Origin of the sequence: Chelatococcus reniformis (genome assembly GCF_014640075.1) — a bacterium.
Lineage (GTDB): Bacteria > Pseudomonadota > Alphaproteobacteria > Rhizobiales > Beijerinckiaceae > Camelimonas > Camelimonas reniformis.
The window spans coordinates 249,199-263,490 of the sequence record NZ_BMGG01000001.1 but is presented as its reverse complement, the minus strand read 5'-3'; the positions used below and the strand labels follow the sequence as shown (position 1 = coordinate 263,490).

Sequence of the window (14,292 nt, the reverse complement as noted above, 5' to 3'; positions counted from 1 at the left end):
TCTGTTTGAATTGTCGCGTTTTCTTTACGCGAACCGGCGTCCACTTCGCTCAAAAACGCTCTAGGCGAGCGCCATCAGGCTGGCATTGCCGCCGGCGGCCGCCGTGTTGGTGCTGAGCGAGCGCTCGGCCATCAGCAGGGCGAGCGGTACGGCGCCGGAGCTGAGGTCGTCGGGAAGTGCCCGCCAGACCGGCACGATGGGGCCGGGGCGGCGCGCGAGCGCCTGGCTGAACGACGTCAGCTCGTCCGCCACGGCCTCGACGAGCGCGACCTCGACGGACGCATCGGGGAGCTCCCGCGCCAGCCGTACCTGCGCCCGCAGAGCGTCGGGCAGTCCGGCGAGTTCAGCTTCGAGGCCCGGCGGGATGTCCAGCACGGCGCGTTCGCCGGTCGCCAGCGCCGCGGTGACCTGGAGGTGCAGGCCGGCGGCGGAGGCGGCCCGGCACAGCACGCCGGCGCGTCGAGTGGGCCCATAGATGTTGCGCTCCCCCGCCGGCCCGGCGAGCGTCGCGGGCGCGAGCGGCGGAACGGCTGCGAGCAGGCCGGCGCACGCTGCCGCCGCCGGGGCTCCGGTTCTCCGCAGCCAGGCCACCCAGTGCAGGGCCGCGTTCGCGGCGACGTTTCCGAGCGGGGCCGGCGAAGGCAATGGCGCGGCTGGGCGCAGCAGTCGCCACAGGTAGAGCGGACCGCCGGCCTTCGGCCCCGTCCCGGACAACACGTGGCCGCCGAAGGGCTGCATGCCGACAACGGCGCCGATGATGTTGCGGTTGATGTAGATGTTGCCGGCGGCGATGCGGCCGGTCACGTGGGCGATGGTCTCGTCGATGCGCGTGTGCAAGCCGAACGTGAGTGCATAGCCGGTGGCGTTGATGGCGGCGATGAGGGCGTCCAGACCATCGCGCCGGTAACGCAGCACGTGCAGCACCGGGCCGAAGACTTCGCGTTTCAGCTCCGCCATGCCCGCGATCTCGATGATCGTCGGCGGCACGAACGTGCCTTGCCTGCAGGCCCGGGGCAGCGGCGGCTGATGCACCGGCCGGCCCGCGGCCCGCATCGCGGCGACATGCTCGAGGATGGAGGCTTGCGCGTCCGCCGTGATGATCGGTCCGACGTCCGTCGACAGGTGCTGCGGATCGCCGACGGCCAACTCCGCCAGCGCGCCCTTCAGCATGGTCAGGACCGGACCGGCCACGTCCTCCTGCAGACACAGCACGCGCAGGGACGAGCAGCGCTGCCCGGCCGAAGCGAAGGCGGACAGCAGCACATCGGCGACGACTTGCTCCGGCAGCGCCGAGGAATCGACGATCATCGCGTTTTGGCCTCCGGTCTCGGCGATGAGCGGCACCGGTCGCCCGTCCCGGCCGAGACGCTCGGCGAGGGCGGCGTTGATGCGGCGCGCCACGTCCGTCGAGCCGGTGAACATGACGCCCTGCGTGCCGGGGGCGGCGACCAGGGCGGCGCCGACGCTGCCGTCCCCGGGCAGGAGCTGCAGCGCCCCGGCGGGCACGCCGGCCTCGCGCAGGACGGCGACGGCCAGGCGCGCAACGAGCGGCGTCTCCTCGGCCGGCTTGGCGATGACCGGGTTGCCGGCGGCCAGGGCTGCGGCGAGCTGGCCGGTGAAAATGGCGAGCGGGAAATTCCACGGGCTGATGCAGACGACCGGGCCGAGCGGCCGATGTTCCGGGCCGGCCAGCCCATCGCGCGCTTGGCCCGCGTAGTAGCGCAGGAAATCGACGGCCTCGCGCACCTCGCTCACGCTGTCCGGCAGCGTCCGCCCGGCCTCGCGCACGATGACGCCCATCAGCTCCGGCATGCGCGCCTGCATGAGCTCGGCGGCCCGCAGCAGGCAGCCGGCGCGGTCGGCCGCGGACGTGGCGGCCCAGCCGGCCGCAGCGGCCTCGGCGGCGACCAGGGCGCGCGCGACGGTCGCGGCCGTCGCATCGCTCACCTCGCCCACCACGTCGCGGTGATCGGCCGGGTTGCACACCGGCCGCCCTGCGCCGGCCTCTTCGTCGCCGTCGCCGAGCAGGGGCGCCGCGCGCAAGGGCAGGCGCGCGGTGGCGGCCAGGCGACCGGCGAGGGCGGCGAGCTCGCTGTCGCTGGCGAGGTCGAGGCCACGGGAGTTGCGGCGGCCGTCCGGAAACAGCTGGCGCGGCAGGGCGATGCCCGGATGGGGGGCGCCGGGTGGGTCGATGCCCCGGGCCTGGGCCACAGGGTCGGCGATGAGGTCGTCGATCGGCACGTCCGGATCGGCCACGCGATGGACGAACGAGCTGTTGGCACCATTCTCCAGCAGCCGCCGCACGAGATAGGCGAGCAGCGTCTCATGGGTGCCGACGGGGGCGTAGATGCGGCAGGGGCGGCCCAGCTTGGCCGGCCCGACGATCTCGTCGTAGAGCGGCTCGCCCATGCCATGCAGGCATTGGAATTCGTAGTCGGCGCCCGCTCCCCCGGCCATCGCCAGCACCGCCGCGACGGTCTGGGCGTTGTGGGTGGCGAACTGCGGGAAGACCGCGTCCGGCGCCGCCAGCAGCCGCCTGGCGCAGGCCAGGTAACAGACGTCGGTGTAGATCTTGCGCGTAAAGACGGGGAAGCCGTCCAGGCCATCGACCTGGGCCCGCTTGATCTCGCTGTCCCAATAGGCGCCCTTGACAAGGCGCACCATCAGCCGATGGCCGCTGCGGCGGCCGAGATCGACGAGATAGTCGACGACGGCCGGGCAGCGCTTCTGATAAGCCTGGATGACGAAGCCAATGCCGTCCCAGCCGGCCAGCGCCGGATCGAAGCAGAGCGCCTCGAGCACGTCGAGCGACAGCTCCAGACGATCGGCTTCCTCCGCGTCGATGTTGAGGCCGATCCGATGGCGCCGGGCGACGGCGGCGAGGCGCGCGACGCGCGGCACCAGCTCGGTCATGACCCGCCGCCGCTGCGCGCGGGCGTAGCGAGGGTGCAGGGCCGACAGTTTGATCGAGATGCCCGGCCCTTCGCGGATGCCGCGGCCATGTGCGTCGTCGCCGATGGCGTGAATGGCCTCCTCGTAGGCGTCGAAATAGCGTGCGGCGTCGGCCGCGGTCATCGCCGCTTCACCCAGCATGTCGTAGGAGAGGCGATAGCCCTTGGCCTCCATGCGCCGGCCGTGGCCGAGCGCCTCAGCGATAGTCTCGCCGGCCACGAACTGCTCGCCCAGAAGACGCATGGCGATGTCGAGGCCGGCCCGGATCAGCGGTTCGCCGCCGCGCGCCACGAGCCGGGTCAGCGCGCTCCACAGGCTTGCGTCGCTGCGGGTCGCGACCAGCCGGCCGGTGATCACGAGCCCCCAGGTCGCGGCGTTGACGAAGAGCGACGGGCTGTGGTGCACGTGCGCCAGCCAGTCGCCGAAGCCGAGCTTGTCGCGGATCAGCGCATCGCGTGTCTCTCGGTCGGGGATGCGCAGCAGCGCCTCCGCCACGCACATGAGGGCGACGCCCTCCTGGGTGGACAGCGCGTACTCCCGAATCAGCGCCTCGACCAGGCTGCGCTGCCCTTTGGCCCGCAAGGCCTCGATCAGGCGACGGGCCTGGGCCGCGACATCCGCCGCACGATCCGACGGCAGCGTCGCCTCGGCGATCAGCGGCGGCACGCAGTCTACTTCCGCAGGCCGCGTGGCGGCGCTGATGGCCGCACGCAACGGCGACGGCGGCACCGGGGCGCCCATCAGCTCCCGATACGGGGCCGGAGGATCGTCTGCGCTGCTGTCCATGGCCGATCCTCGAGCCTCCACCGACCGGTCCGGTTAAGATGGCTGAGCGCGGGCGTGATCGCCAGTTGCTCCGTGCTTGTTCCGTTGGGGAACATTGTGCTCGTGTCGGGAGATGGAATGCTTATGCTGCGAAGGTCGTGGGACGGGCGGATGATATGAGCCACGTCGAGCGTCAGTCTGTCGATCCGTGGGAGGAGCCGGCCGAGCTCAGGGCAAGGCTGGCCGCCCTCGAAAGCAATCTCGCCAGCAGCTTCGTCTTTCAGATCCATGCGGCCGCCGACCGTCGCAGCCGCCGCTTCGTCTACGTGTCGCCTGCCTGCACGACCATCACCGGCGTCTCCCCCGAGGCCGTCCTCGCCAACCCGGACCTGCTCCATTCGCTCATCGACGACGACGACCGCGAGCGGCTGCTGGCGGCCGAGCGGGCGGCGCACGAGGCGGCCATGCCGTTCCTGTTCGAGGGGCGGGCCCGTCGAGCCGACACCGGCGAGGTGCGGCGCTGCCGGATCAGGTCAACGCCGCGGATCCAGCCGGATGGCAGCTACGTCTGGGACGGTATCCATACCGACACGACCGAACAGATCGTCGCCCAGGAACAGCTGAACCAGCGTGAATCGGAGCTGGCGCTGGTGCAGCGCATCGGCGGCGTTGCCGGCGTTGACGTCGATCTGGCTAACGGCTTCCGCAACCGTCGCTCGCCCGAATACCTCCAGCTCCACGGGCTGCCGCCGAGCGCCTCGAGCGAGACCCACGAGGCCTGGGTCGCCAGGGTGCATCCGGATGACCGTGCTGCCACCGATCGTGCTTTTCGAGAGGCCGTGGCCGGCTCGGCGCCCGACTATTCGGTCGAGTACCGCATCATTCGTCCCAGCGACGGCCACGTGCGCTGGCTCGCCGTGCGGGCGCAGATCGAACGGGACGAGGCGGGGCGGCCGCTGCGGCTGTTCGGCGCCCATATCGACATTACCGAGCGCAAGCAGGCGGAGGAGGAGCTGCGTCTGCTGAACGAGCGCCTCGAAGCCGTTGTGGAGGAGCGCACCCGCCAGCTCGTCCATTCGCAGAAGATGGAGAGCCTGGGGCAGCTCACCGGGGGCGTGGCGCACGACTTCAACAACCTGTTGATGGCGATTCTCGGCAGCCTCGAGCTGCTGCGCAAGCGCCTTCCGGACGAGCCAAGGACCCTGCGGCTGCTGGACAATGCCGTCAGCGCGGCGGAGCGCGGGAGCGGCCTCACCCAGCGGCTGCTCGCCTTTGCACGCCAACAGCAGCTCCGGCCCACCGCGGTCGATGTCGAAGAGCTGGTGGGCGGCATGCACGATCTGCTCGAGCAGTCGTTGGGCAGCAACGTCACGCTCAGGCGCGGCTTCGCGCCGGGGCTGGCGCCGGCCCACGTCGATCCGGCCCAGCTCGAGCTTGCGATTCTGAACCTGGCGGTCAACGCACGCGACGCGATGCCGGCGGGCGGCCGCCTGTCGATCCACGGCCGGGCGGCGGACCAGGGCCCCGATCGCGCACACCCCGGCCGTTTCATCGTCATCGAGGTGACCGACACCGGGCAAGGCATGGATGCCCGGACGCTAGCCCGGGCCGCGGAGCCCTTCTTCACGACGAAGGGCGTTGGCAAGGGCACCGGACTCGGTCTGTCGATGATCCAGGGCCTGGCCGAGCAATCCGGCGGCCACTTCCGCCTGGCGAGCACGCCGGGCGTCGGCACGACAGCCGAGCTCTGGCTTCCTCTCGCCCGGCCCGGTGCCCACGAGCCGCGCGCTGCGGCGGCGCCTCGCGGATCGGGCGGACACGTCCGCACCGTGCTGCTGGTGGACGACGATCCGCTGGTGCTCACCGGCACGGCCGCCATGCTGGAGGATCTGGGCTACCGCGTCATCGAGGCCCAATCGGCGCGCTCGGCGCTCGACATCCTCGCGCGCGGCGAGGCTGCGGATGTGCTGATGACCGATCATGCCATGCCCGGCATGACCGGCGCCGCGCTCGCCGATCGCGCCAAGGCGCTGCGGCCCGGCCTGCCCGTCCTGCTCGCTACCGGCTATGCCGATCCCGGCGATACGGGGGCGGTCGCAGTGCGCCTGGCGAAGCCGTTCCGCCGCGAAGCGCTGGCAACGGCCCTGGCCGACTTGCTCGGCTCGTAGAGTATTCCCCGATCAGGTGGAATCATCTCCCGACCTACCGTCCACGCGGCTTGGTCGGGTCCGGCCGCAGGCCCGCCCGGCGCAGCGCGTCAGCCAGCGCGCCGCCCGACTCATTGCCACGGCGCGCCCCTTCGTTGCCGCGCGGCCCGGCGGCAGGCTGAGCGCGCCGGTCCTGTCCGCGGCTGGCGGACCTGGGCGTCACCTCATCGTCGAGGCGCATACTGAGGCCGATGCGCTTGCGCCCGACGTCGACGTCGACGACCTTGACGCGCACCACGTCTCCGGGTTTGACGATGGCACGCGGATCCTTGACGAAGCTGTTGGCCAGCGCGGAAATGTGCACCAGCCCATCCTGGTGCACGCCCACGTCGACGAACGCGCCGAACGCCGCGACGTTGGTGACCACCCCCTCCAGCACCATGCCGGGGGTCAGATCGCCGATCTTCTCGATGCCATCCTTGAAGCTCGCCGTCTTGAACTCGGGGCGTGGATCGCGGCCGGGCTTCTCCAGCTCCGCCAGGATATCCTTCACCGTGGGCAGCCCGAACGTGGCGTCCACGAACTGCTCGGGCCGGAGCGTGCGGAGCACTGTCCGGTTGCCGATCAACTGGCCGAGACCATGCCGGCTCGCCTCCACGATGCGGCGCGCGACCGGATAGGCCTCAGGGTGGACGCCCGAGGCGTCGAGCGGATCGGCCGCGTCCTGGATACGCAGGAAGCCGGCGCTGAGCTGGAACGTCTTGGGGCCGAGGCCGGTGACCTTGGTCAGCGCCTTGCGGCTGGCGAACGGCCCGTTGGCATCGCGGTGGGTGACGATGCTGCGCGCCATCCACTCGCCCAGGCCCGAGACGCGCGCCAGCAGCGGCACCGAGGCGGTGTTGACGTCGACACCGACCGCGTTGACGCAGTCCTCCACCACCGCGTCGAGCGAGCGCGACAGCTTATGCTCGGCGAGATCGTGCTGGTACTGGCCGACGCCGATCGACTTGGGTTCGATCTTGACCAGCTCCGCCAGCGGGTCCTGCAGGCGGCGGGCGATCGATACGGCGCCGCGGAGCGAGACGTCGAGGTCGGGCAACTCGGCACTGGCATAGGCCGAAGCCGAATAGACCGAGGCGCCGGCCTCGGACACCATGATGCGGGTGAGCTTGAGCTCGGCATGGCGGGCGACGAGCTCGCCGGCGAGCTTGTCGGTCTCGCGCGAGGCTGTGCCGTTGCCGATGGCGATGAGCTCGACCTCATGCGCCCGGCAGAGCTGCGACAGGCGCGTCAGCGCCTCGTCCCACTGCCGCCTGGGCTCGTGCGGGTAGACGGTGTCGGTGGCGACGACCTTGCCCGTGGCATCCACCACCGCCACCTTGACGCCGGTGCGGAAGCCCGGATCGAGCCCGAGCGTGGCGCGCGCGCCGGCGGGCGCTGCGAGCAGCAGGTCGCGCAGATTGCCGGCAAAGATGCGCACCGCCTCGTCCTCGGCGGCCGTCCACAGCCGCATGCGCAGGTCGACCTCGATCGACCCCCGGAGCTTGGTGCGCCACGCCCAGCGGGCAGCCTCGAGCAGCCAGCGGTCGCCGGGCCGGCTCCGGTCGGCGATGCCCGCGTGCACGGCGACCCGGCCCTCGTACAGGCTGACGTAACCCGGCTCGGCGACCTTCCCGTCCTCCTCCAGGCGCAGGTTCAGCACCTCCTCCTTCTCGCCGCGGAACAGCGCCAGGATGCGGTGCGACGGCAGCTTGGTGAGCGGCTCGGCGAAATCGAAATAGTCGGCAAACTTGGCGCCGTCGGTCTCCTTGCCGGCGCGCACCTGCGCCGTGATGCGGCCCCGCTGCCAATAGGCCTCGCGCAATGCGCCCAGCAGCGTGGCGTCTTCGGCCCACCGCTCGACCAGGATCGCGCGCGCGCCTTCCAGGGCGGCCTCGGTGGTCGCAACGCCGCGTCCCTCGTCGACGAAGCCCGCCGCCGCGCGAGCCGGCTCTGCCTCCGGCCGGGCGAGCAGAGCGTCGGCCAGCGGCTCCAGCCCCGCCTCGCGGGCAATCTGCGCCTTGGTACGCCGCTTGGGCTTGAACGGCAGGTACAGATCCTCGAGCCGCGCCTTGGTCTCGGCCGCCTCGATCTCCTTCTTCAGCGCGGCGTCGAGCTTGCCCTGCGCGATGATGCTGTCGAGGATCGCCTTGCGGCGCTCGTCCATCTCGCGCAGGTAGCGCAGGCGCTCCTCGAGCGTGCGCAACTGCGTATCGTCGAGGGTGCCGGTCGCCTCCTTGCGGTAGCGGGCGATGAACGGCACCGTGGCGCCGCCGTCGAGCAATTCGATCGCCGCCGCGACCTGCCGCTCGGCGACGCCGAGCTCGTGGGCGATGCGCTGGCCGATGGTCGTCAATCGGATCTCCGCTCTCGGTGGGGGCGCTTGTTAGCGCCGTCGCCGCGCCGGGGTCAAACCTGGGCGCGCGTTTTCCTGTGGTTAGACCCGAACGCTTCGCGATGGGTGAGGCATCTCATCAGGAAATGCTCCGGCGCGGCAAATTGCATCTTTCTGTCTCTCAAAATTGTAATACAAGATCGGCTTATCAAAGAGGACGACATTAAGGAGAGGCCGATGGCCGCGACACCGACCCAGCTCGCCGAGCTGCGCGAGCAGCTCAAGGGATTCATGGCGCGCGAGATCTATCCGAACGAGCGACGCTTCTATCTGGAAGGCGAGCGCCTCGGTCCGTGGGCGGCCATTCCGGTGATCGAGGAGCTGAAGGCCAAGGCCAAGGCGGAAGGGCTGTGGAACCTGTTCCTGCCGGACGACGAGCGCGGCGCCGGCCTCTCCAACCTCCAGTATGCCGGGCTGTGCGAGATCATGGGCCGCTCGCTCATGGCGCCGGAGGTGTTCAACTGCGCGGCGCCCGACACCGGCAATATGGAGGTGCTGGTCCGCTACGGCACGCCCGAGCACCAGCGGCGCTGGCTCGAGCCCCTGCTGGCGGGTGAGATCCGCTCGTCCTTCGCGATGACCGAGCCGGACGTCGCTTCCTCGGACGCGACCAATATCGGCTGCGAGATGCGCCGTGACGGCGACGACTACGTCATCAACGGCCGCAAATGGTACACCACGGGCGCCACCGATCCGCGCTGCAAGATCCTGATCGTCATGGGCCGCAGCAACTTCGAGGACGGGACGAGCCCCTATCGCCAGCAGTCGATGATCCTGGTTCCAAAGGATACGCCCGGCGTCAAGGTGATCCGTCCGCTGCCGGTGTTCGGCTTCTACGGCGTGCCCGACCGTGCCTCCGAGGTGTGGCTCGACAACGTGCGCGTGCCGGCCGCCAACATGCTGCTCGGCGAAGGCCGCGGCTTCGAGATCGCCCAGGGGCGCCTCGGCCCGGGGCGCATCCACCACTGCATGCGGCTGATCGGCATGGCCGAGCGCGTACTGGAACGCATGTGTCGCCGCGCCGACGCGCGCGTCGCCTTCGGTAAGCCCGTGTCGGAGCAGACCGTCACGCTCGAGCGCATCGCCGATGCGCGGATCATGATCGAGCAGTGCCGGCTGCTGACCCTCAACGCGGCGCGCATGATGGACGAGGTCGGCAACAAGGAGGCCAAGCAGGAAATCGCCATGATCAAGGTGGCGGCGCCGATCATGGCCTGCCAGGTGGTCGACTGGGCGATCCAGATGTTTGGCGGCGGGGGCACCAACAACGACCACTTCCTGTCGTCGGCCTATGCCATGGCCCGTGCGCTGAGGCTCGCCGACGGGCCCGACGAGGTGCACCGCAACCAGATCGGCCGCCTTGAGCTCAAGCGCCACCGCAACATCGACCCGGCGACCACGGGCGGTTACGCCAACGGCCTCACCCGCGAGGAGGCCGAACTCGTCGGCCGCGAGGGGCTGTGGCCGAAGCCGGCCGGGTGGGTGGCCTGAACGAACGCCTGATGCCGATGCCGCAGCGCTCGCGTGACAGCATCGTCGGGGCCATCGTGCGCGGCCTCTACGAGGGCCGCTACGCTCCCGGCCAGCGGCTGATCGAGGCCGATCTGACGGCCGAGTACGGGGTCAGTCGCGGCCCCGTGCGCGAGGCGCTGAGCCGGCTCGCGGCCGAGGGCATCGTCACCCTCGCCATGGGCCGCAGCGCCTCGATCCGCAGGCTGACCGCGCGCGAGGCCGTCGATCTGCTGAACCTCCTCGAGGTCCTCGTCGGGCTGGCGGCCCGGCAGGCGGCGGCCCACGTCGATGCGGGGGCGCGCCAGCGCCTGGCCCAGGCGCTAGCCGCCCTGGAGGCCTTCGACGCCCGCGACGGCTCGGCCGACTACGCCCGCGCGCGCGACAGCTTCTACGGCACGCTGATCGCCATCGGGGCCAATGCCGAACTGGCGCGGGTGATGCCCGCCGTGCAGGTGCACCTGCTGCGGGTGCAGTTCCGGCGGGATCTCGCCGCGGTCGACGCCCGCCGCCACGAGGACTACCGCGCCATCGCGGCCGCCGTGCTGGCCGGCGACCCGGAGGAGGCGGAGCGGCGCGGGCGCGCCCATATCGCCCGCCTCACCCGGTATATGGCGGAGCGCGAAGCCGCCTCGGCGGCGGCCGCCCCGATCAGCTCTTCAGCCGGTAGCCCGTCCTGAAAATCCAGTAGACCAGGGTGAGGCAGCAGGCCAGGAACACCAGCGTCATGGCCAGGCTGATCTCGATGCCCACGTCCGAGACGCCGTAAAAGCTCCAGCGAAAGCCGCTGACGAGATAGACGACGGGGTTGAACAGCGTCACCGTGCGCCAGAACGGCGGCAGCATGTCGATAGAATAGAAGCTGCCGCCGAGGAAGGTCAGCGGCGTCACCACCAGCAGCGGGATCACCTGCAGCTTCTCGAAGTTGTCGGCCCAGATGCCGATGAGGAAGCCGAACAGGCTGAAGGTCACCGCCGTCAGGACGAGGAAGGTCAGCATCCACACCGGATGGTCGATCCGCAGCGGCACGAAGAAGGCGGCCGTCGCCAGGATGATCAGGCCGAGGATCACCGATTTCGTGGCGGCCGCTCCCACGTAGCCCATGACGATCTCCCAGACCGAGACCGGCGCCGACAGCACCTCGTAGATGGTGCCGACGAAGCGCGGGAAGTAGATGGCGAACGAGGCGTTGGCGATGCTCTGGGTGAGCAGCGACAGCATGGTGAGGCCCGGGACGATGAAGGCGCCATAGCTGATGCCGTCGATGGCGGCCATGTGCGAGCCGATGGCCGCGCCGAACACGACGAAATAGAGCGCCGTCGAGATCACCGGCGACACCACGCTCTGCAGCAGCGTGCGCCAGGTCCGAGCCATCTCGAAGATGTAGATGGAGCGGATGGCATGGAAGTTCATCGTCCGTTCCTCACCAGGTCGACGAAGATGTCCTCCAGTGAGCTCTGCGCCGTCCTGAGATCATTGAAGGCGAGACCCGAGCGGTTCACGTCCGCCAGCAGCGCCGGGATGCCCGTGTCGCTCCGGTTGCCGTCGTAGGTGTAGACGAGCTCCTGGCCGTCGGCCGAGAGCGCCAGGCCGTGGCCCGCCAGCAAGGCCGGGACCTCGCGGAGCGGGTTTTGCAGGTGCAGGGTCAGCTGCTTCTTGCCGAGCTTGCGCATCAGTTCGCGCTTCTCCTCGACCACGATCAGTTCGCCGTTGTTGATGACGCCGATGCGGTCGGCCATCTCCTCGGCTTCCTCGATGTAGTGGGTGGTGAGGATGATGGTGACGCCCTGGGCCCGCAGGTCGCGCACCAGGCCCCACATGTCCCGCCGCAGCTCGACGTCCACACCGGCGGTCGGTTCGTCCAGGAACAGGATCTGCGGCTCGTGCGAGAGCGCCTTGGCGATCATCACCCGCCGCTTCATGCCACCGGACAGCGTGACGATCTGGCTGTCCTTCTTGTCCCACAGCGACAGCGCCCGCAGCAGCTTCTCGATGTGGGCCGCGTCGGGCGGCCTGCCGAACAGGCCGCGGCTGAAGCTCGTCGTCGACCACACGGTCTCGAAGGCGTCGGTGGTGAGTTCCTGCGGCACCAGGCCGATCTTGGCGCGGGCGGCCCGGTAGTCGCGGACGATGTCGTGGCCGTCGGCGCGCACGGTGCCGCTCGAGGGGTTGACCAGGCCGCAGATGATCGAGATCAGCGTCGTCTTGCCGGCGCCGTTGGGCCCGAGGAGGGCGAAAATCTCGCTCTTGCGAATATCGAGATCAATCGCCTTGAGGGCCGTCTTGCCGGACTTGTAGGTCTTCGAGATGCCGGCAATGGAGATGATTGGTTGCATGGCGCGCATATAGGCCCCTGGTCCGCGGATTGCCCGGCCGGCCAGGCTGCGGCCGCGCCACTGTGGCCGAATGGCTTCAGGCAGCGGGGGCGCGGGCCGGGGCTGGCCGCAAAGCCACCGTGGAGCTGGCGCGGGCGATGAGCTGGCCCGCCTCGTCGGTGAGCTCGCCCTCCAGGAATGCGACGGTGCGGCCCCAGCGCGTGACCCAGCCCTTGGCATGGTAGCGGCCCGGGTGAGCGGCCAGCAGGAAGCTCACTTTGATCTCGAGGCTCGGCACGGCCATGGTGAAGCGGGACTTGGCCATGCAGGCATGGGCCATGGCGGCGTCGATCCAGCCGGTGACGAAGCCGCCCTGCACGATGCCGCCCTTGGGATGCCCGTGCGTCGAGTGGCAGTGCGCCTGCGTCGCTTGCCACTGCATGACGCAGACGTCGGTCTCGGGATCGAAGCTGACCACCTTGCCGCCCAGGGTGACGAGGCACGGATTGGGGTGCGCGCGGAACGCGTCCAGGATCTGCTGCTCTGTCACCCATCCCCCCGTCGCGGCCAGTCGTCGGCATCCTCGATCAAGGCGCTGACATAGGCCGCGTCGGCGGCCTTTCGCAATGCCTCGTTGCGCCGCGGGCGCCGCGCGTCCGGGCGGAGCCACTCCATCCCGGAGCGGTGCCACCGGATTCAAGGGAGTTGCGCGCGGCGACATGCACCAGCGCAGATCAGTGTTGCGCGGCGGGCGGGTTGTGCGGCCGGAACAACCGCCCGCGCTCCGCGAAGAGCACGCAGGCGAGCGCCATCAGGCCGCACATGGTGAAGCCGATCGTCATCGGCACCGTGGTGCCGTTGAAGTGCTGGCCGATGTAGAGGCCGACGAGGGCGCCGCCCACGGTGGTGAAGAAGCCCTGTACCGACGCGGCGGTGCCGGCCACGTGGCCCAGCGGCTGCATCGCCATGGCGCCGAAGTTGCCGGCAAGCAGGCCGAAGCAGAACATGACGCCGCCCTGCAGCGCCGCGAACACCCAGAGCGATTCGAAGCCGGCGAGCACGACGATGAGGTGCAGGGCCGACAACGCGATATAGCCGATGAGCGCGGAATGCGACATCACGCGCATGCCGACCCGCTCCACGAGGCGCGAGTTGAGCAGCGACGATAGTGCCATGAAGCCGGCCGTCAGGGCGAATACGATGGTGAACAGATTGGGGGCGTGCAGCACATCCACGAAGATCTGCTGGGCCGAGTTGATGTAGCCGAAGAGCCCGCCGATCACGAACGCCGTGGCGAACATATATCCCACCGCCAGCCGGTCGCTCAGCGTGGCCCGGAAGGCGCGCAGCACCCGCGAGGCCGAAATGGGCATGACGTCCTCGCCGTGCAGCGTCTCGGGCAGGCGCAGCGCCACCCAGGCGAACACGGCGGCGCCGAAGGCGGCAAGCACGCCGAAGATCAGGTGCCAGGGCGCGAACAGGATGATGAGCTGGCCGACCGAGGGCGCCAGGATGGGAACGGCGAGGAAGACGATGAAGGCGAGCGACATCACACGGGCCATCTGCCGCCCGGAGTAGCAGTCGCGCACGATCGAGACCGATATCACGCGCGTGGCGGCGGCGCCGACACCCTGTAGGACGCGCGCGGCGAGCATGGTCTCGAAGGAGCTGGCGAACCCGGCGAGGACGCTGAAGACGATGTACATGGCCGTGCCGGCCAGCAGCACTGGCTTGCGGCCGAAGCGGTCCGACAGCGTCCCATAGAAGATCTGCGCACCGCCGAAGCCGAGCAGGTACGACGTCACCACCCACTGCTGCTGATTGGCGGCGGTGAGGCCCAGATCCCGGCCGATCACCGGAAGCGCCGGTAACATCGAATCGATGGCGAGGGCGTTGAGCGCCATCAGCGCGGCCGTCAGCGCGACGAACTCGCGGAAGCTCATGCCGGGGTGGGGTATGCCCCGGACGATCATCTTCATGCCTGTGCTCCTGGCCGGGCGAGGGCCGGCCTGCGGGGAGGACGTGCGCGCGCCGTGCGAGCGGCGGACACGCCGCGGTGGCCGCCCCGCCACGCGCCCGGCCGAAACCGTGACAGCGCGTGCCGCGGCGCGTTTGCCGGCCGAATGTGTCTTTGAAAGGTCGGATTGGTCCGATGCGGACGCCATGGGCA

Annotated in this window: 9 protein-coding genes; 3 read left to right on the top strand and 6 right to left on the bottom strand. The window is 70.0% G+C overall.

Annotated elements, in window-relative coordinates:
• Positions 1–60 precede the first annotated feature (60 nt).
• Positions 61–3,738: a trifunctional transcriptional regulator/proline dehydrogenase/L-glutamate gamma-semialdehyde dehydrogenase gene (gene putA / locus IEW34_RS01170; RefSeq protein WP_188607300.1), complete on the bottom strand. Its 3,678-nt coding sequence runs from the start codon at positions 3,736–3,738 to the stop codon at positions 61–63.
• 155 nt (positions 3,739–3,893) lie between these two features.
• Between putA and IEW34_RS01165 the strand changes: the two genes are divergently transcribed.
• Positions 3,894–5,885 carry a hybrid sensor histidine kinase/response regulator gene (locus IEW34_RS01165; RefSeq protein WP_188607299.1) on the top strand — a complete coding sequence of 664 codons (1,992 nt, stop codon included), beginning with the start codon at positions 3,894–3,896 and terminating at the stop codon, positions 5,883–5,885.
• A 34-nt stretch (positions 5,886–5,919) separates the two neighbouring features.
• On the opposite strand, the gene IEW34_RS01160 is transcribed toward IEW34_RS01165, so the two are convergent.
• Positions 5,920–8,259: a Tex family protein gene (locus IEW34_RS01160; protein WP_188607298.1), complete on the bottom strand. Its 2,340-nt coding sequence runs from the start codon at positions 8,257–8,259 to the stop codon at positions 5,920–5,922.
• Between the two features lie 216 nt (positions 8,260–8,475).
• Between IEW34_RS01160 and IEW34_RS01155 the strand changes: the two genes are divergently transcribed.
• Positions 8,476–9,789, top strand: a complete 1,314-nt coding sequence (locus IEW34_RS01155) for an acyl-CoA dehydrogenase family protein (protein ID WP_188607297.1) — start codon at positions 8,476–8,478, stop codon at positions 9,787–9,789.
• Between the two features lie 11 nt (positions 9,790–9,800).
• On the top strand, positions 9,801–10,487 hold the full coding sequence (locus tag IEW34_RS01150) for a GntR family transcriptional regulator (RefSeq protein ID WP_210324421.1): 687 nt from the start codon (positions 9,801–9,803) through the stop codon (positions 10,485–10,487).
• On the opposite strand, the gene IEW34_RS01145 is transcribed toward IEW34_RS01150, so the two are convergent.
• The 4 genes from IEW34_RS01145 to IEW34_RS01130 all read right to left on the bottom strand — a co-directional run bounded on the left by IEW34_RS01145 (position 10,459) and on the right by IEW34_RS01130 (position 14,101).
• The gene (locus IEW34_RS01145; RefSeq protein WP_188607296.1) at positions 10,459–11,220 is read right to left on the bottom strand and encodes an ABC transporter permease; all 762 of its coding nucleotides are present in this window, start codon (positions 11,218–11,220) and stop codon (positions 10,459–10,461) included. The genes IEW34_RS01150 and IEW34_RS01145 overlap by 29 nt on opposite strands.
• The gene (locus tag IEW34_RS01140) at positions 11,217–12,143 is read right to left on the bottom strand and encodes an ABC transporter ATP-binding protein (protein WP_188607295.1); all 927 of its coding nucleotides are present in this window, start codon (positions 12,141–12,143) and stop codon (positions 11,217–11,219) included. The genes IEW34_RS01145 and IEW34_RS01140 overlap by 4 nt, the downstream gene beginning before the upstream one ends.
• A gap of 76 nt (positions 12,144–12,219) precedes the next feature.
• A complete protein-coding gene (locus IEW34_RS01135) occupies positions 12,220–12,672 on the bottom strand; it encodes a PaaI family thioesterase (protein WP_210324420.1) in 453 nt (150 codons plus the stop codon).
• A gap of 184 nt (positions 12,673–12,856) precedes the next feature.
• Positions 12,857–14,101, bottom strand: coding sequence for a multidrug effflux MFS transporter (locus IEW34_RS01130; protein WP_244641672.1), 1,245 nt, complete (start codon positions 14,099–14,101; stop codon positions 12,857–12,859).
• Positions 14,102–14,292 lie beyond the last annotated feature (191 nt).